Annotated in this window: 16 protein-coding genes; 2 read left to right on the forward strand and 14 right to left on the reverse strand. The window is 37.4% G+C overall.

Annotated features, from left to right (window positions below):
• Positions 1 to 77: 77 nt before the first annotated feature.
• The 8 genes from SJY44_RS02215 to SJY44_RS02250 form a co-directional block, all read right to left on the reverse strand.
• Entirely contained in the window at positions 78 to 659 is a 582-nt protein-coding gene (locus SJY44_RS02215; protein ID WP_396591100.1) for an outer membrane beta-barrel protein, read from the reverse strand.
• Positions 660 to 772: 113 nt separating this feature from the next.
• Entirely contained in the window at positions 773 to 2,089 is a 1,317-nt protein-coding gene (gene sufD / locus SJY44_RS02220) for a Fe-S cluster assembly protein SufD (protein ID WP_396591101.1), read from the reverse strand.
• A gap of 57 nt (positions 2,090 to 2,146) precedes the next feature.
• On the reverse strand, positions 2,147 to 2,899 hold the full coding sequence (gene sufC / locus SJY44_RS02225) for a Fe-S cluster assembly ATPase SufC (RefSeq protein ID WP_396591102.1): 753 nt from the start codon (positions 2,897 to 2,899) through the stop codon (positions 2,147 to 2,149).
• Between the two features lie 17 nt (positions 2,900 to 2,916).
• Positions 2,917 to 3,792 (reverse strand): N-acyl homoserine lactonase family protein, encoded by an 876-nt coding sequence (locus SJY44_RS02230; RefSeq protein ID WP_396591103.1) that lies wholly within the window; start codon positions 3,790 to 3,792, stop codon positions 2,917 to 2,919.
• Between the two features lie 13 nt (positions 3,793 to 3,805).
• Positions 3,806 to 5,251, reverse strand: a complete 1,446-nt coding sequence (sufB, locus tag SJY44_RS02235) for a Fe-S cluster assembly protein SufB (RefSeq protein ID WP_298923220.1) — start codon at positions 5,249 to 5,251, stop codon at positions 3,806 to 3,808.
• A 44-nt stretch (positions 5,252 to 5,295) separates the two neighbouring features.
• Complete coding sequence (locus tag SJY44_RS02240; protein WP_298923222.1) at positions 5,296 to 5,625, reverse strand: iron-sulfur cluster assembly accessory protein; 330 nt, start codon at positions 5,623 to 5,625, stop codon at positions 5,296 to 5,298.
• A gap of 119 nt (positions 5,626 to 5,744) precedes the next feature.
• On the reverse strand, positions 5,745 to 7,085 hold the full coding sequence (locus tag SJY44_RS02245; RefSeq protein ID WP_396591104.1) for a hypothetical protein: 1,341 nt from the start codon (positions 7,083 to 7,085) through the stop codon (positions 5,745 to 5,747).
• 9 nt (positions 7,086 to 7,094) lie between these two features.
• Complete coding sequence (locus SJY44_RS02250; protein ID WP_396591105.1) at positions 7,095 to 8,348, reverse strand: choice-of-anchor B family protein; 1,254 nt, start codon at positions 8,346 to 8,348, stop codon at positions 7,095 to 7,097.
• 63 nt (positions 8,349 to 8,411) lie between these two features.
• On the opposite strand from SJY44_RS02250, the gene thiL reads away from it, so the two are divergent.
• The gene (gene thiL / locus SJY44_RS02255) at positions 8,412 to 9,458 is read left to right on the forward strand and encodes a thiamine-phosphate kinase (RefSeq protein ID WP_396591106.1); all 1,047 of its coding nucleotides are present in this window, start codon (positions 8,412 to 8,414) and stop codon (positions 9,456 to 9,458) included.
• A gap of 126 nt (positions 9,459 to 9,584) precedes the next feature.
• Here the strand turns inward: thiL and SJY44_RS02260 are convergent, their stop codons facing one another.
• Positions 9,585 to 9,839 (reverse strand): hypothetical protein, encoded by a 255-nt coding sequence (locus SJY44_RS02260; protein WP_298923229.1) that lies wholly within the window; start codon positions 9,837 to 9,839, stop codon positions 9,585 to 9,587.
• 277 nt (positions 9,840 to 10,116) lie between these two features.
• Between SJY44_RS02260 and brnQ the strand changes: the two genes are divergently transcribed.
• A complete protein-coding gene (gene brnQ, locus SJY44_RS02265; protein ID WP_396591107.1) occupies positions 10,117 to 11,388 on the forward strand; it encodes a branched-chain amino acid transport system II carrier protein in 1,272 nt (423 codons plus the stop codon).
• Positions 11,389 to 11,550: 162 nt separating this feature from the next.
• Here the strand turns inward: brnQ and SJY44_RS02270 are convergent, their stop codons facing one another.
• The 5 genes from SJY44_RS02270 to SJY44_RS02290 all read right to left on the reverse strand — a co-directional run bounded on the left by SJY44_RS02270 (position 11,551) and on the right by SJY44_RS02290 (position 16,852).
• Positions 11,551 to 12,465, reverse strand: a complete 915-nt coding sequence (locus tag SJY44_RS02270; RefSeq protein ID WP_298923233.1) for a GyrI-like domain-containing protein — start codon at positions 12,463 to 12,465, stop codon at positions 11,551 to 11,553.
• A gap of 240 nt (positions 12,466 to 12,705) precedes the next feature.
• A complete protein-coding gene (locus tag SJY44_RS02275) occupies positions 12,706 to 13,365 on the reverse strand; it encodes a hypothetical protein (RefSeq protein ID WP_396591108.1) in 660 nt (219 codons plus the stop codon).
• A 103-nt stretch (positions 13,366 to 13,468) separates the two neighbouring features.
• Positions 13,469 to 14,797, reverse strand: coding sequence for a dicarboxylate/amino acid:cation symporter (locus tag SJY44_RS02280; RefSeq protein ID WP_396591109.1), 1,329 nt, complete (start codon positions 14,795 to 14,797; stop codon positions 13,469 to 13,471).
• Between the two features lie 247 nt (positions 14,798 to 15,044).
• Positions 15,045 to 15,989: a nitrilase-related carbon-nitrogen hydrolase gene (locus SJY44_RS02285; RefSeq protein ID WP_396591110.1), complete on the reverse strand. Its 945-nt coding sequence runs from the start codon at positions 15,987 to 15,989 to the stop codon at positions 15,045 to 15,047.
• Positions 15,990 to 16,051: 62 nt separating this feature from the next.
• A complete protein-coding gene (locus tag SJY44_RS02290; protein WP_396591111.1) occupies positions 16,052 to 16,852 on the reverse strand; it encodes a DUF6597 domain-containing transcriptional factor in 801 nt (266 codons plus the stop codon).
• Positions 16,853 to 16,896 lie beyond the last annotated feature (44 nt).

Consider the following 16,896-nt stretch of genomic DNA (forward strand, 5'->3'; position numbering starts at 1 on the left):
GATTACAAAGATACTTACAATAGGGGAATACTGTTAAGGCCCAGAGGTAATTCAGTGGGCCAATTGATTGAATTATACTAAAAACAGAAACCTGCACCGAATTTTAAAAATCCTAAGTCTTGTTCGATATCAGATAAGCCGGGGTTGTCGATATTGTTCTGAATATAATCATACTGTGCCTGTATAAAAAAGCGCTTGGTAATATCATACGATAATCCTAAGTTGATATTTATCCCTCCATCCGTAGATGTATCTGAGACTCCTCTTCCCAATCCTGGAAAGTCACCTTCAAATTTTGATGTGATTATTGTATATCCCAACCCAATAGATGGCCTGAGTTTTTCCAATGCGGGAATCTTGAACTCCATAAAAACCTTTGGTTGGATCAACCAGTTAGTTTCATCAAAATCAAAAGTTTCACCGTCAGCGAATGTACGTAAATCATCACGAAAAAACCCAGCATTTATAACTGCTCCCAGTCGAGCAAAACCAATCTCTAGAAATCTATATTTGAGTCCTAGGTCAACAATTCCTGGATTGTCATTGCCCAGCTCATCACCTATAGAAATAGGATAGTTGGCTTCAACACTCCAGTTAAAATTTTGTGCATTTACGATACAAGTAGCGCATAAAAAAAGAGAAAGAAATGGACTTTTCATTATAAAGATTTTGAATTAAGATTGCAAAACAAACAAACAATCAGAAATGTCGGTAGTCAAAAAATCATTAATTTATAAATCTTAAAAATGGAAAAACCTTATTCCAAAAAGCATTACAATTCGAACCCAACACGAACGCCAAGTTTATTGGCTATAATCTTGTTGATTCTAGTTTTAAGCTCAGGAATTCTAACGCTTTCCAAAACGTTATTGGCAAAGGCATACATTAACAAAGCTGTTGCCTCTTTCTTGGGAATACCTCTGGACTGAAGATAAAACAAAGCATCCTCATCCAATTGTCCAATGGTACATCCGTGTGAGCACTTAACATCATCGGCAAAAATTTCTAGTTGCGGTTTCGTGTTGATGGTAGCCTTATCACTAATTAATATGTTATTGTTCTGCTGAAAGGCATTGGTTTTTTGGGCAATCTTGTCTACAATAATCTTTCCATTGAAGACCCCTGTAGATTTCTCACCAAAAATTCCTTTATAATCCTGATGACTTTCACAATTTGGTTCTGCATGGTGTACCAACGTGTGATGATCCACATGCTGTTTTTCACCCAAAATAGTTACTCCTTTTAACACGGAGTCCATATACTCACCGTTTTGGTAGAAGTTTAGATTATTACGTGTCAATTTCCCTCCAAACGAAAAGGTATGCACACGAACAATGCTCTTATCCTTTTGAGAAATATAGGTGTTATCAATTAGAGAAGCTGTGTTCTCATCATTCTGAACCTTATAGTAATCCACATTTGCATCCTTGGCTGCAAATATTTCGGTTACAGAATTGGTAAGCACCTCATTTCCCGTCAAACTTTGATGACGTTCTATAATCTGAACTTCAGCGTTCTCCTCAACAATTACCAAGTTTCGGGGTTGCAGCATCAAAGCAGCTTCATTGCCAGTTGCCAAATGCACTATTTGAATAGGCTTTTTGGGCACTTTATTCTTTGGAATATAAATGTAGGCTCCTTCTTTACTAAAAGCCGTATTCAAAGTAGTTAAAGACTCATCTTTAGAAGCCACTTTATTGAAGTATACATCTATGACCTGCTTGTATTGTGGTTTGGTCAATGCGGCACTCATCAAACATACATCGACACCATCATGGGTGGTTTCCGATAGGTATGAACTATAAACTCCGTCAATAAATACAATCTTATAGGTATCTATTTCATGTAGGAAATACTTTTTAATATCCTTGTACTCCAGTGTATTTTCCTTTTTTGGGAAAATACTAAAGTCCACTTTTTGAATACCGTTCAAGGACGTATATTTCCAAGCTTCTTCTTTTTTAGAAGGAAAGCCTTTTTCTTCAAAATTTTTGATGGCCTCTGAACGAACTTCGTGTACTGGATGGTCCAAGTCCACATTGTTCTCAAAAGCTAGAAATGAAGAAAGTAATTTATCTTTTAAATCCATTGTAATCAGTGTTCAGCTATCAGTTCTCAGAAATCTGATAATCTTAATATCTGTTATTTATACTATCGCTTCTTGCTTTATCCAGTCGTATCCCTTCTCTTCCAATTCCAGAGCCAATTCCTTTGAGCCCGACTTTACAATTTTTCCATCATGCAATACATGCACAAAATCAGGAACAATGTATTCCAACAATCTTTGGTAGTGAGTAATCACGATAATAGCATTGTCTTTTCCCCTAAGCTTGTTGACCCCATTGGCCACAATACGAAGCGCATCAATATCCAGTCCTGAGTCTGTCTCATCTAAAATGGCCAACTTAGGTTCTAACATTGCCATTTGAAAAATTTCGTTTCTTTTTTTCTCTCCTCCTGAAAATCCTTCATTAAGGGAACGCGATAAAAACTTTCTATCAATTTCCAACATTTCGGATTTTTCACGAATCAGTTTCAGCATTTGGTTGGCGGGCATATCCTCTAAGCCTCTTGCTTTTCTAGATGCGTTAATTGCCGTTTTCATAAAATTGGTCACAGAAACCCCAGGAATCTCAACTGGGTATTGAAATGATAAGAAGATTCCTTTGTGCGCTCTTTCTTCTGGATCTAATTCTTCTAAATCTTCACCATCCAAAGCAAGACTGCCTTTCTTTATTTCAAACTCTTCTTTTCCGGCAATCACAGATGCCAAGGTGCTCTTACCTGAACCATTTGGCCCCATAATAGCATGAACTTCTCCTGCGTTCACCTTAAGATTGATTCCGTTCAAGATTTTTTTATCCTCTATGCTTGCGTGTAAATCCTTAATCTCTAGCATTCTCTTGTAATTCAATATTATTTTAAAAAGTTGGGTGTCTTAGGCAGTTTTTCAAAATCTCCCTTAGCATGTTGTATATAGACTTTTGCTCCCTTTTCTTCTGCAAAAGCTTCAAAAGCAGCCATACTGGCTTTGGTTTGATCTACATCAAAATTAAAGCTGGGCACTCTTTTATGTTCCCTGTTTTCATAAAAATGATACAAATCTCCAGATAGCAAAAGTGGTCCGTGCTCTGGCATATCCAAATAAAGTACTTGATGCCCTGGTGTATGTCCTGGCATGGATTTTATAACTACACTGCCATCTCCAAAAACATCAAAATCGCCAGAAAACTTTTTGGTGTTTTGAAGTTCTTTTATGGCATTATAATTATCAGCATTGTTTTTTTGAGTCTCTTCGCTTGTAATAAAATCATACTCTGCTTGTTGAACCAACCAAGTGGATCCAGCAAACACATTGGCATGCCCAGTGTGATCAAAATGTGTATGGGAAAGGGCAATGAAATCAATGTCATCCACTTTCATTCCAATGCTTGCCAGCTGGTTAACAACAGAGTCATTTCTTGATACTGTAAAAGCTCCACTTGGATCAGTAAATGGTTCTGGCATACCAACAAGCCCTTCAGGTAGGCCTGCATCCCACATTAAGTTTCCTTTGGGATGGCTTATAACATAGAAGGCATCTGCAAACTCCTTGGATTGGCCAGTGTATGTTGTATCCTGCGAAAAGATTTCCAACATGTTGGCCCTTACATTGCCCCCACTAAAGGTGTAAAGCTTAACTTCTGGTTTTACAACTTCAACTATATTCTCTTCGGTCTTGTCAGCATCTTTTTTAGCCTTTTTACAAGAAAAAGAGCCAATAATTAAAAGTGATGCAAGTATTTTTTTCATGGTTTCGTTTTGATTATCCTACTGAGCCCTCAAGGCTTATTTCCAATAATTTTTGAGCTTCTACGGCAAACTCCATTGGGAGCTTATTCAACACTTCTTTGCTAAAACCATTTACGATCAAGGCAATTGCTTTTTCAGTATCAATTCCACGCTGATTGCAATAGAATATTTGATCTTCCCCGATTTTACTGGTAGTAGCTTCGTGCTCTATCTGGGCTGTTCTGTTTTTTGCTTCGATATAAGGGAAGGTATGCGCCCCACATTCATTTCCCATTAACAATGAATCACATTGCGAAAAGTTTCGAGCGTTCTCTGCTCTAGAACCAATTTGAACCAATCCTCTATAGCTATTCTGGGATTTTCCTGCAGAAATTCCTTTGGAAATAATTGTGCTCTTTGTGTTTTTACCCAAGTGAATCATCTTGGTTCCTGTATCTGCTTGCTGAAAATTATTGGTTACAGCAATTGAGTAGAACTCGCCCACGGAGTTGTTTCCTTTTAAAATACAGGAAGGGTATTTCCAAGTTACTGCTGAACCCGTTTCTACCTGGGTCCAAGAAATCTTAGAATTTGTTTCGCACAAACCGCGTTTTGTCACAAAGTTGTACACTCCTCCTTTTCCTTCTTTATTTCCAGGAAACCAATTCTGAACGGTAGAGTATTTAATTTCAGCGTCATCTAAAGCAATAAGCTCTACAACAGCAGCATGTAATTGATTTTCATCACGTGATGGAGCAGTGCAGCCTTCCAAATAACTCACGTAGCTTCCTTCATCTGCAATCACCAAAGTCCGTTCAAACTGTCCGGTACCTCCTTCATTAATTCTAAAGTAGGTTGATAATTCCATAGGACATTTTACTCCTTTTGGAATGTAACAGAAAGAACCATCTGTAAATACAGCTGAATTTAAGGCGGCGTAAAAGTTATCCGTTGTTGGAACAACAGTGCCCATATATTTTTTTACCAATTCTGGATGTTCTTGGATTGCCTCGGAAATAGGCATAAAGATAATTCCCTTTTCTGCTAAAGTTTTTTTGAAGGTCGTTGCTACGGAAACAGAATCTACTACAATATCAACAGCGACATTTTGCAATTTCTTTTGTTCATCAACAGAAATTCCCAATTTTCGATACATTTCCAGTAAATCGGGATCTACATCTTCCAATGATTTATTGGGATCTGCTGCTTTGGGCGCGGAATAGTAGCTGATAGCTTGAAAGTCTGGCTTTTCATAATGAACATTTGCCCATTCTGGTTCTTCCATTTTTTCCCAACCACGAAAAGCTTCTAAACGCCACTCCGTCATCCACTCAGGTTCGTTCTTTTTTTTGGAAATTGCACGAACAATATCCTCACTTAACCCTTTGGGAAAAGTATCAGACTCTATATCAGTATAGAAACCATATTCGTATTCTTTGGTTTCTAATTCTTTCTTTAATTCTTCCTCTGTATAAGCCATGTGCTCTCAGTTAGTCAATTGACAATAAACAATTAGCAATATTTTTAAAGCGAAAAGCTTTCCCCGCACCCACACGTACGCTGGGCATTTGGATTGTTGAAGACAAAGCCTTTCCCGTTCAACCCACCTGAATATTCCAAAGTGGTACCAACTAGATATAAAAAGCTTTTTTTATCAACGATTATACGTACAGTATTATCTTCAAAAACTTTATCGGAATCTGTAGAAGATTTATCAAATTTTAATTCATAGGATAATCCGCTACAACCTCCGCTTTTTACACCCACACGTACAAAATCTGTAGAAGCGTTAAAGCCTTCTTCGCTCATCATGGTCACCACTTTTTGTCTGGCTGTTTCTGAAACTTTAATCATTCTTACTTGGATTTAATCTAAATAGCTAACAAATATAGTTTATAAGTAGGGTTTTTCAACGCTTCCTAACATTATAATAACGAATAATCCAATAGGTGTTATCTATGGAAAAGTAAGTGCTATTTTATTTTAATGACCACAAGGTCGGTCATGCCCTTTAGTTGAAGATTCGGAAAATCTTCACTGGCGGTTTCTCCTACTAGAATTAGGCTTCCGTCTTCGGTTTCCAATGCATCAAAACCATAATCCAAGCCGGATCCTCCAAAAGTACTTTGATATACTATGTTTCCATTGGAATCTGTCTTTATGAGCCAAAGATCATTTTCTCCATTATTCTCATTAAGATCACCATCAGAACTCTTTGAGTTCCCTGCAATTGCAAAGCCTCCATCTGAGGTTAAGCTGAGTCCCCTAGCTGCATCAAAGCCTATACCTCCAAAGGTTTTTTCCCATACAAGGTTGCCATTGTCATCAATTTTAATCAGCCAAACATCTGATTCACCGTTATTCTTTGAAATATCTATATCCGTACTGAATGTGTTTCCTGTGATTACATATGAATTGTCATTGGTTTTTACAATATCATAAGACTTATCAATTCCTGTTCCACCAAAAGAGCTTTCCCAAAGTAGTGTTCCGGTACTACTAATTTTCACCACCCAAAAATCATAGCTTCCTTTTGAGTTCGACACATCAAAATCGTTGCTTTCTGATGCTCCTGCCATCAATATCCCTCCATCATTTGCCTCGAGCACTCCAAAAGATCTGTCATTGTTTGTTCCTCCAAAATACCTCCGCCAGACCAGATTGCCATCAATATCCAGTTTCGTGCCCCAGAACTCTCCTACACCATGACGAGTCAAGTAGTTTCCCTTTCCTGTATTTCCTTCACCACCAGATGAGGTCACGTCCAAAAATCCGGTAAAGAAAAGTCCTCCATCTGAAGTTTCAGTAACATCATAGGAGTGGTCGTGCCCAGAAAACCCAAAACTCTTTTCCCATAAAATATTTCCATTAGCGTCTAGGCGTAAAATCCAATTGTCATGAAATCCTTCATTATTGCTTCCATCACCATCATCACTCATGGCGTACCCTACAATGGCATATCCCCCATCTGAGGTCTGCACCACAGATTGACCTCTGTCATCCTTGCTTCCTCCATAAGTCTTATTCCATTGCAAATTGCCTTCAGCATCTAACTTTAATAGCCAATAGTCATTTACAGCAGTCGTTTTTCCTACCAAATCCCCATCTGTGCTATTGCTGTATCCTAAAACGGCAAAGCCTCCGTCTGAGGTTTGAACAACTGCCTGTGCAGTATCTTCTCCTGTACCACCAAAACTCTTAACCCAATCCACTTCACCTAAAAATGTAACCTCCTCTATGGGGTTTGGTTCAGAATCATCGCTTGTACATGATGCAAAAGCAACCAGTGCAAAAACCGCCAACATCTTTTTCATAGCTAAAGTTTAATTGGATTTTTGAACTACAAATAGTCCCGAGTCAGTATCATTTATGATAATCTTTCCACTTTCAAAAAAGGGATAGACACTCCACACACCATCAAACCGAGCGGTGTTATTGGAAGGGTACGTATCAAAAAATGCTATTTCCGTAATTGTTTCGTTTTCAATATCTGAAATATCCAAAACACGCATTCCTGCGGTATAATTGGCCAAGAAAAATTCATCCCCAAGCACATAACCATTATGGTCAATGGCACCTGTTGGGCCAAGATATGTAGTATGTAATACGGGGTTGTCCAAATCCGTTAAATCAAAAACCAGGGTTCTGGAATTGAATCCAAAATCTGTTTCATCAAGCTCGTCTCCCAAAATAAAATACCGCTGATCTTCTGTAAACCAGCCTTGGTGGGTATACCCTAAATTACCATACATCAATGTCCCAATCTCAACTGGGCTGGCCTTATCTGTTATATCTGCTATTGCTATTTGATTTTCGTTAGCGCCAATAAATATTTCACGCCCAGCATAATCAGCATCTGGTCCGTTATAGGTTATTACCTGCGCATCGTGCGTATAACCGTTAGTTCCATACCCTCCCACTCCATTGGGGCTTGTTGGATTTTGAATATCAATAAAATGAACCCCTCCATTAAAAGCATCATTACGTGCTGTTCCCACAGGGTACGCAAAACCCAATTCTTCATTGATCACAATGTTATGGGCATTTCCTATTCCCGTATATCTAGCATCTGAAGTAAACTGTTGCGGTGGACTTGCAACATTCCGCAATTTGGTCAGATCAAAAACCTGCATGCCGTGGTTAGCCGCCTCAGCAACAATAAAAGCATGATTGCCATAGACTTTAACATCTCGCCAAGTGCTAGATGAAGTAGCGGTTAAAAGTTTTCCCAAATAGACAGGGTCTTGGGCATCGGTAATATCAACAAAGGCTGTTCCGTTATCCAATCCTATTATAGCGTACTCTTTATTGTTTGGTGTATCTGTCCATCCCCAAATATCATTTGCGGAGGATGCACCAAATGCACTTAAGTCCATTTGAAATAGCAAATCGTAACCGTTACAGGGATAGATGGAAGCAGTGCCGCTTTGGCATGGAGTGAAACTTGTAGCTACCAGACCGGTACCTAAATTTGATGCATCTTCATTGTTCCCTGAATTGGGATCCCCTCCATCATCACTTGAACACCCAAAAACCAGAAACACCGCAAGAAGCGTTAATAAAGTAGGTCTCAACATTCTATAGCAATTTTAAGTTTATTCTAAAGATACAATTTATAATTATCCTCTTATTTTTGCCGAATGATAGAAGATAAAAGTCCACAAAGAACATCGCTTGAGAATTTAGGGGAATTTGGATTGATAAAACATTTGACCAAAAACTTTGAGTTGAATCAAGATTCATCAGTTGTGGGAATCGGTGATGATGCCGCCGTCTTGGATTTTAAAGGCAAAAAAACAATAGTTACTACGGATATGCTTGTAGAGGGGGTTCACTTTGACCTCAGCTATATGCCATTAAAGCATCTGGGTTATAAATCTGTGATTGTAAATCTTTCGGACATCTATGCCATGAACGCAAAGGCAACCCAAATTACAGTTTCCATTGCAGTCTCCAATAGATTTCCTTTAGAGGCACTTGAAGAATTTTATGAAGGTGTGGCCATGGCCTGCCAAATGTATAAGGTGGATTTGGTTGGTGGAGATACTACCTCATCAACAAAAGGTATGCTGGTTAGTATTACCGCTTTAGGAATTGCTGAGGAAAATGAAATAGTTTATAGAAGCGGAACAAAGCCTAATGACTTGTTGGTCGTTACCGGCGACTTGGGCGGAGCCTATCTTGGGCTTCAAGTTTTAGAAAGAGAAAAAGAAGTCTTCAAAGTAAATCCCAATAATCAGCCAGACCTTGAACCTTATTCTTATGTTGTTGAGCGTCAACTAAAGCCAGAGGCTAGAAGAGATATTGTTGAAATATTGGAAAAACTTGAAGTTAGACCCACTGCAATGATTGATATTAGCGATGGGCTCTCTTCTGAGATTTTACACCTATGCGAACAAAGTGGTGTAGGCTGCAATCTTTTTGAAGATAAAATTCCTTTGGACCCAACCGTTATTTCCGCGGCCGAAGAATTTAAAATGGATTCTACGATGATTGCTTTGAGTGGAGGTGAGGATTATGAATTGTTGATGACCATTGATCAAGCAGATTTTCCAAAAATAAAGGGTAATCCCAACCTAACAGTTATTGGGCACATGGCAACCAAAGAAGAAGGAGTGCATTTAATTACGCGGGGCGACACAAAAATTCCGTTATCGGCACAGGGGTGGAATTCGTTTACTTCATAAAAAAATCCCGAAAACCAAGAGCATTTCTCGCTAGACGGTCTTGGGGCACAGGACTGAATAGACAAAGCGCTTTCTTAACTTCCGGGAATAAACCTTGAAATTATTTTTTAGAAAGTAAAACTTAAATTAAGCTACTTGCGGAACTTGTCTATTATGTCTTTTACGGTACATATCTTCCAAAGTACTATTGATGTCTTGCATTTGTGGAGTCAACGCAGATAGTTTGCCACTTACATCTGTGGTAACTTCTTTTTGACAATGCAAACACTTGTACTCTTTAATGTGTTCAGTAACTTTTTTGGACACTACATAATGATGCCCGAATAAGTTACAGAAGAAAGAAGAGAATTTGTTGCCATGTTGAGTAGTGGATGTCTTCATAAGTTAGGTTTTGTTTGGGGGGCGCATTAGTACGATTTGGGAACCGAAAAATGCAAAAAACATTTTTACTGTAATTTTATATTATATGAGTTAATTTTTAGTTAATCATTATTTAAGCAACGCATGTTAATAACTTTTTATTTTATCAACTTTTCCGCAAAGCCATTTTTTCGATGAAATACACGCTTATCGATAAAAAGTTATATTCGAACGGTGAAATACAATGCTCTAATATAGTTTTTTGATTTATTTTAACAAAAAAAATTATTAACAATATATGAATCGTAAAACCATCGCCATAACCGCTTTTGCACTTTTCTCTTTATTCTTTGGTGCAGGCAATCTTATTCTTCCCCCACAATTAGGTTTTAAGTCTGGCGACCTTTGGTGGTTGGTAGCTTTTGGATTTTGTCTTTCCGCAGTTCTAATTCCTATTTTAGGAATTTTGGCCCATGCCAAGTTGCAAGGCACCATGTTTGATTTTGCCAAGAAAGTATCCCCAACGTTCAGTTTGGTGTATTGTTATATTGTGTACGCGATTTCCATTTCGTTGCCCTCACCAAGAACAGCTTCGGTTACGCACGAGATGGCCATTCAACCTTTATGGGATTCCTCTTCATTAGTTACCAGCATTGTTTACTTTGGTCTGGTTTATATTTTTGTGGTCAATCGTTCTAAGATCTTAGACGTAGTGGGAAAGTTCCTTACTCCGGGAATATTACTGATTCTACTCCTTATTATAGGAGCGTCCATCTTTACTTTAGATTTTGACTTTGGAACAACAGAATTTAGTAGCCCATTTACCCATGGAATCTTGGAGGGGTATCAAACCTTTGATGCTATTGGTGCTGTAGTGGTGGGTGGTGTTATTATTATTTCCATCAATCTAAAAGATGATGCGGCATCTTACGAGGTCAAAAGAAGCTTGATCCGCAAAGTAGGTTGGTTGGCCGGGCTTGGTCTCTTTTTAGTCTACACCGGACTTATTATTACAGGAGCCCTGTTTCATGATTCTTTTGATGCTGAAATTTCCAGAACCGCCCTGCTAAATGGTATAAGTTTAAAAACCTTGGGAAGTACAGCCAATTTAATGCTCAGTATTTTGGTAAGCCTTGCATGTTTTACCACTGCTGTTGGTATTGTAACGGGAACGGCAGATTTTATTAAAGGCCGTTTTAATGATTCTAGACAGGCCTATATTATTACCGCTATTATTGGCTGTATTCTTGGGGTGTTGATGGGACAATTCAACGTAGGTTACATTATTGCTGTGGCCCTGCCCGCCCTTATGTTTATCTATCCTATTACCATTGTCTTGATTCTTTTGAATGTGGCACCTGATAAATTTGCCTCAGCCAAAGTATTTAGATGGGTGGTTATAGCAACCATAATATTTAGTATCCCCGACTTTTTAGGGAGCATTGGTTGGGGTGAATCCATATCTGGAATTACGCTATGGATTCCATTAAGCCAATTTCATATGGGATGGGTATTGCCTGCTTTGGTGGTATTTGTTTTGGCAAATTTTATTGGCAAAAAATCGGGATAGGTTTTAGGTGCACTTATTGGTTTGTTTATGAGCAGTGGCGGGTTTTTCACAACAGCTTTTCAGTTTACAATATATTTTAGTTTAACGAAAAAATGGTTCGGGTTAGCACCCAAACCGCTATTGCTTATACACCATGTTAGCTGCTGGTTTTTTCCAATTCCATTATAGTTTTCTGACAGGAACGCAAATATCTACTTCAAAAATACCGTTTTCAGGCTCTTCAGGGTATAACTCGAAACAAGCTTTGTCATCAGGTTGATATCCACTTGTTGGAAACCACTTTCCCATTAACCAATCCCAAGCCTGTTGGAATTCTTCTGCTTTTACTGTAAATCTTGCCACGACATATTTGCCTTTTTCGAGTACCATTTTTCCTATTTCGCCGTCCACTTTGGTGTTTTCTGGTGCAGTCAGACAAACACTTGTTCTTAATTTGCTTTTATCGGCAACGTTCACGTCATCGTGGTAAACTATGGCAGTTTGGAAGTCTCCATTATCCAATACTCCTTTTGGACCAGCCCAAGCGAATAGCTTACTGAACAATCTTTCAAATAATTCAGCGTCTCCTTGATAAGGTCCGATGTGTCTTACATAAATTACAGGTATGTTTGGTAATTCTTTTATTTCAATGCTTTCGTTGTTTTTCATAGCTACTTTCCATTTAATTGATTTTGTTTGATTACAAATGTAAACGGAAGGTGTTTCAATATTTTTATCTTGAGTGCTATTCACTTTATTCAAATTGCTATTTTTCTTTTTGAATGAAGTTGCTGATTCATTAAAATGAGATTTGAAATTCTTTGAAAATACTGGTAAACTTTTAAATCCACATTTAAGAGCAATATCAGAAATCGAATCGTTTCCATTACTCAAAAGTGATGCTGCTCTTTCCAATCGGAGACGAAGAATCAATTTAAATGATGTTTCTCCGGTTATGTCTTGAAATATTCTACTGAAATGAAATTTTGAAAAGTTGGAAATTTTTGCCAATTCGTCCAATGAAAAATCATTGTCCAAATTTCTCTCGATATGGTCAATTACTTTATTGATTCGATGTTTATATTCATTATCAATCATTCGGTTCGTTCAAACTTGCAGCTAACGCTAAGCTAAAAATCGTTTTAATGATAGTTTAACAACTGATAAGTGAAGTTAGCCGAATTTAAGTTTAAAATCAAGGAAAGATTGATGGTTTGAACTCGCCAAAAGGCCAAACCCAATTTACATTTGACAAGGCAGATTGAGGTAGTACCTATACTTAAGAAAAAGGATTCCTTATGGGAATATCAAATGGGATGGTTTTAATTTTCAACTAGGCTATTTGGTTATTTTATATCTAAACTCAAGTTTAATGGTGTCCTGAGTATCCGTATGTATCCCGTGAAGTACTTCCCAATTTGTAAAAGGAACAATCTGGGGTTTATACGGAATCTCTAAATAATGTTCAGGCGTCTCATACCCATTAGATCTGATATAAAACTTTCTTTTATTCTCATAAAAAATAGCATTCCTGTTTTCATACAAATAAAAGTCACCTTCTATTTTTTCATTCTTCATTTTACTATGTGACCCTCCTTTGGAACTTCTGAATGAAAAAGTTCCATCTTTTAAGCTTTCTGTTGTTCTAATTTCAAATGTTAGCCTATGCGCTTGTTTTTCTATACTCACTTGTCTGGGAGTTCCTATTTCAAAAAATGTAACAGCAAGTATTAATAATGGCAGTGCTATAGGAACGAAAAAAAGAAATTTAATCCAAGTGGAACTAATACCCTTGAAAAAAAAGGCGTTGACAATGGTAAGAACAACTGCAATTAAAAGTAATATTCCCAGACCGTAAAAAAAGGTCAGCCCTTTTGCCATTCCATTTCCTGCGGCATCACTCCCAGTAAATTGTTGGTTTGAGAAACTTATGTACATAATGACCAATATGACAACATAAATTGCTACGGAGGTAATGATAATTTTATTTGATGTCATATAGTTTTTAAGTCTTTAAAATTGTCACCCTTACATTAAACAACGTAAAAGGATAAGGTATTGGGACGCTTATCGGTTTGTCTAAACTGTGTTTTAATACAGTTTAGGTTTTGTTGGGAAATGTTTCAGTATTTGATCTATCTCCATAAAACCTGTTAAAAATTAAGCAAGCAGTAAGATCTCCAGTCACATTAACTGAAGTTCTAAACATTCCTAATATGCGGTCTATGCCAATAATAACAATAAGTCCATCAATTGGAATTCCTGCACTCTGTAATACCGAAGCAAGAATAATAACCCCACCTCCTGGAATGGCAGGTGTTCCTATAGAAGCGGCCACAACAGTGAAAGTGATTAACAATAGGTTTATTATGGATAATTCAATGCCATATGCTTGTGCCATAAATAAAGTTGTCACACATTGAAATAATGCCGTACCATCCATATTAATTGTGGCCCCAACTGGGATAACAAAATCGCTGATATTAGAGGATACCCCTAATTTCTCATCTGCTGTTTTCATGGATAGCGGCATAACAGCTGCGGAACTGGCGGTAGAAAAGGCCAATAGTTGTGGTTCCCTGATCGCCTGCAAGAATTTGAACGGACTTTTCTTGATGATTGTCAAGACCAGCACTAAATAAAATACCATTAATAGGAAGAGGCCCAAAATAACCACTCCCATGTAGTAACCCAAGCCAAGGAAAATTTCAACACCTGTTCTGGATAACAAAGCTGCAATTAGGCCAAATACGGCGTAAGGCACCAGCATCATAGCCCAGGATACTACGATCATGCAAATTTTCTGGATGGCTTCTGAAAAACGAATGATAGGCCTTGCAGTCTCCTCTTGGAGCTGGGTAATTGCGACACCAATTAGAATGGTAAAAATTACAACGCCCAACATCTCTCCCGTCAAAATGGACTCAAGCGGATTATTGGGGATAAGGTTTGATATAGCATTTGGAATGTTCTCAATAAGGCTAGTTTGCTCAACAGGCAGGTTTTGACTTTCACTGCTATTTGGAAATCCGCCAAGCGAAAAAATATATTGACCGGGTTTCAAAATAAGTGTTACAGCTAGACCTATCAAGATGGCGATAGCGGTGGTAAAAACGAAATATAGCAATAGCCGAAGGCCAAAGGATTTAAGATTCTCGGATGTGTTGCTCACTATTCCTGTCAGAATCGATGTAAATATCAATGGGATCATGATCATTTGAACCAATCGCATAAAAATTTGACCCGGGAGATCAAGCCAGTCAGCCAACCGCAAACTAATTTCTTCTGAAAGTAGTCCTGTAGATGGATTAAGCAGAACTCCTGCTCCCGCCCCTAAAACGAGCCCAATAATTACCTTAAGCCATAAGCGGCCTTTAATAAGGCGATCTAGGTGAACCGATAAATTATTAAGAGGTCTAAATTCAATCATGGTGTTCTTAATATTGGCCAACTATTACAATATGGTTCGTTTTTAATTGACTATATCAATGGATAAGTGAAGTTACCCGAATTTAAGTTTAGAATCAAGAACCCCTAATTAAAAACGCAAAGCGTTAGTAACTGAAATATCATCTAAATTTTATATGGGATGGACCCTGTCTGCTTTGGTGGTTTTTGTATTGGTGAACTTTATTGACAAAGAATCAGGATAAGCTTTATGCGTAGCTACAATACATTTATTTCATCCAAATCACTTTTTGATCAGATTCATGATTTTGCCCAATAATCTTATTGTATAGTTCTGGTCTTCGGGCCTTTATATAACGATTCCCGCCAGCCCTAGTTAGAGCTTCTGGATTCAATGTTGCAATTGCTATTTCATTGTCAAAAGAAGTGCATTCAGCTAAAACATCTCCGTACGGATCAATAATCATGGAATGACCATTTTTCAGTTGATCATCATCCATTCCTATTGGATTGGAAAATACAGCAAAAATATTGTTGTCATATGCCCTAGCTGGCAACCATTTCATAAGCCATCGTCTGCCCTTCATTCCTTCAAACTCTAGCCGTAAAGATGTTGGGTCATTTACCCTATTTTCCCAAAGAGCAGCATCTACAAACCCCGCTCCTGGTCTAGTTGATGGGGTACACATGGTTACATGAGGCATAAAAATGATATCCGCACCGAGCAATTTTGTCGCTCTAACATTTTCAATAATATTGTTATCATAGCAAACAAGAATACCACATGTCCACCCTTTTATTTTAAATATGCAGTATGAATCTCCCGGTGTAATATTTGGATTGATAAAAGGATGAAGCTTTCTGTACTTGGCAACCAATCCCTCCTTACTTACACAAACATGCGCCTTATATATATTATTTTCCTTGTCTTTCTCAAAAAGCCCACAAAGAATATGGATGTTATTATCCTTGGCTATTTTTTGGAGTTTACCTATTGTTGGCCCTTCAGGAATGTATTCGGCAAGATTTAGCATTTGTTCCTTAGACAGATTTCTAGCGAAAGTATAGCCGTGTATGGAACATTCATGAAACGCTATTACATTAGCACCACTTTCAGATGCTTGAGTCACTAAGTTGTTTATGATTATTAAGTTAGCTTCTTTGTTCCCGCTATAATTTTCAAATTGTGCCGTAGCAATTCTTAAAGGTTCCATCTTATTTTTTATGTAAAGATTAAACATGGAACTTTTTCAAAATTGTAAAAACCCGACAAAAATTATGCTACTTCTATTAAGTTTACTGCTATAGCTCTCGCCTTGATGTATTCCATCGGAGTCATTCTCGTAATATTCTTAAACTCTTTAATTAAATGGGATTGGTCATAGTAACCAGCTTCAAAAACGGAAGAAGTAATCTTCTTACTTATCAAATTCGTGTGTAAGTGCCCTATAAAGGAATGTAGTTTTACGATTTGGATAAACTTTTTTGGTGAAATTCCAATTTGGTCAGCAAACAACCTTTGAAGTTTTCTTTCGTGCAGAAGAAACTCATCTTTAATATTTTGAATAGAAATAATCCCTCTATTTCTGATGATTTTATCCGTTATATGAGTTGTAATAGTAGATGATTTAGGCAGTGGATCTACTATTAAGCTCTGAAAGTATTTATTTAAACGCTTAACTATTAAATCCTTACTTCCAATTCCAATAACCGCATCTCTTATTGTTTTAATTTCTTTTCCAAAAACATGCTCTGCATCCACTATAGCGTCTTTTATTCTATTGGCCGATAGATTCGTCAATCTGTGAAGTCCATTTGGCTGAAATATTATCGCCAATATTTTGGTATTTCCACTTAACTGAATGTCAATTGAAGTTGTTATTTGCCCAAAAACAAATATTTCAGGAATAACCACACCGTCAATCTTAGAATCATTTGAATTTTCGTTTAACACAAAAACCAATGCGGGATTACCATTAGAGAATAATCTATATTTTTTTGAAACATTACTGTTTAACTCCAGAAACAAATAGTGTTTAAGAAACAATGATAATTCTAATGGCGCTTGAATTTGCATTAATTATTTATCGTAATTAAGATAATCCTTAAAAGTCAAAAACA

This window comes from Allomuricauda sp. R78024 (genome assembly GCF_044596045.1).
Classification (GTDB): Bacteria; Bacteroidota; Bacteroidia; order Flavobacteriales; family Flavobacteriaceae; genus Flagellimonas.

Coding starts and splice junctions, on each gene's coding strand:
- SJY44_RS02215 (WP_396591100.1), bottom strand. CDS start 659: ATGAAAAGTCCATTTCTTTCTCTTTTTTTATGCGCTACTTGTATCGTA.
- sufD (WP_396591101.1), bottom strand. CDS start 2,089: ATGGATTTAAAAGATAAATTACTTTCTTCATTTCTAGCTTTTGAGAAC.
- sufC (WP_396591102.1), bottom strand. CDS start 2,899: ATGCTAGAGATTAAGGATTTACACGCAAGCATAGAGGATAAAAAAATC.
- SJY44_RS02230 (WP_396591103.1), bottom strand. CDS start 3,792: ATGAAAAAAATACTTGCATCACTTTTAATTATTGGCTCTTTTTCTTGT.
- sufB (WP_298923220.1), bottom strand. CDS start 5,251: ATGGCTTATACAGAGGAAGAATTAAAGAAAGAATTAGAAACCAAAGAA.
- SJY44_RS02240 (WP_298923222.1), bottom strand. CDS start 5,625: ATGATTAAAGTTTCAGAAACAGCCAGACAAAAAGTGGTGACCATGATG.
- SJY44_RS02245 (WP_396591104.1), bottom strand. CDS start 7,085: ATGAAAAAGATGTTGGCGGTTTTTGCACTGGTTGCTTTTGCATCATGT.
- SJY44_RS02250 (WP_396591105.1), bottom strand. CDS start 8,348: ATGTTGAGACCTACTTTATTAACGCTTCTTGCGGTGTTTCTGGTTTTT.
- thiL (WP_396591106.1), top strand. CDS start 8,412: ATGATAGAAGATAAAAGTCCACAAAGAACATCGCTTGAGAATTTAGGG.
- SJY44_RS02260 (WP_298923229.1), bottom strand. CDS start 9,839: ATGAAGACATCCACTACTCAACATGGCAACAAATTCTCTTCTTTCTTC.
- brnQ (WP_396591107.1), top strand. CDS start 10,117: ATGAATCGTAAAACCATCGCCATAACCGCTTTTGCACTTTTCTCTTTA.
- SJY44_RS02270 (WP_298923233.1), bottom strand. CDS start 12,465: ATGATTGATAATGAATATAAACATCGAATCAATAAAGTAATTGACCAT.
- SJY44_RS02275 (WP_396591108.1), bottom strand. CDS start 13,365: ATGACATCAAATAAAATTATCATTACCTCCGTAGCAATTTATGTTGTC.
- SJY44_RS02280 (WP_396591109.1), bottom strand. CDS start 14,797: ATGATTGAATTTAGACCTCTTAATAATTTATCGGTTCACCTAGATCGC.
- SJY44_RS02285 (WP_396591110.1), bottom strand. CDS start 15,989: ATGGAACCTTTAAGAATTGCTACGGCACAATTTGAAAATTATAGCGGG.
- SJY44_RS02290 (WP_396591111.1), bottom strand. CDS start 16,852: ATGCAAATTCAAGCGCCATTAGAATTATCATTGTTTCTTAAACACTAT.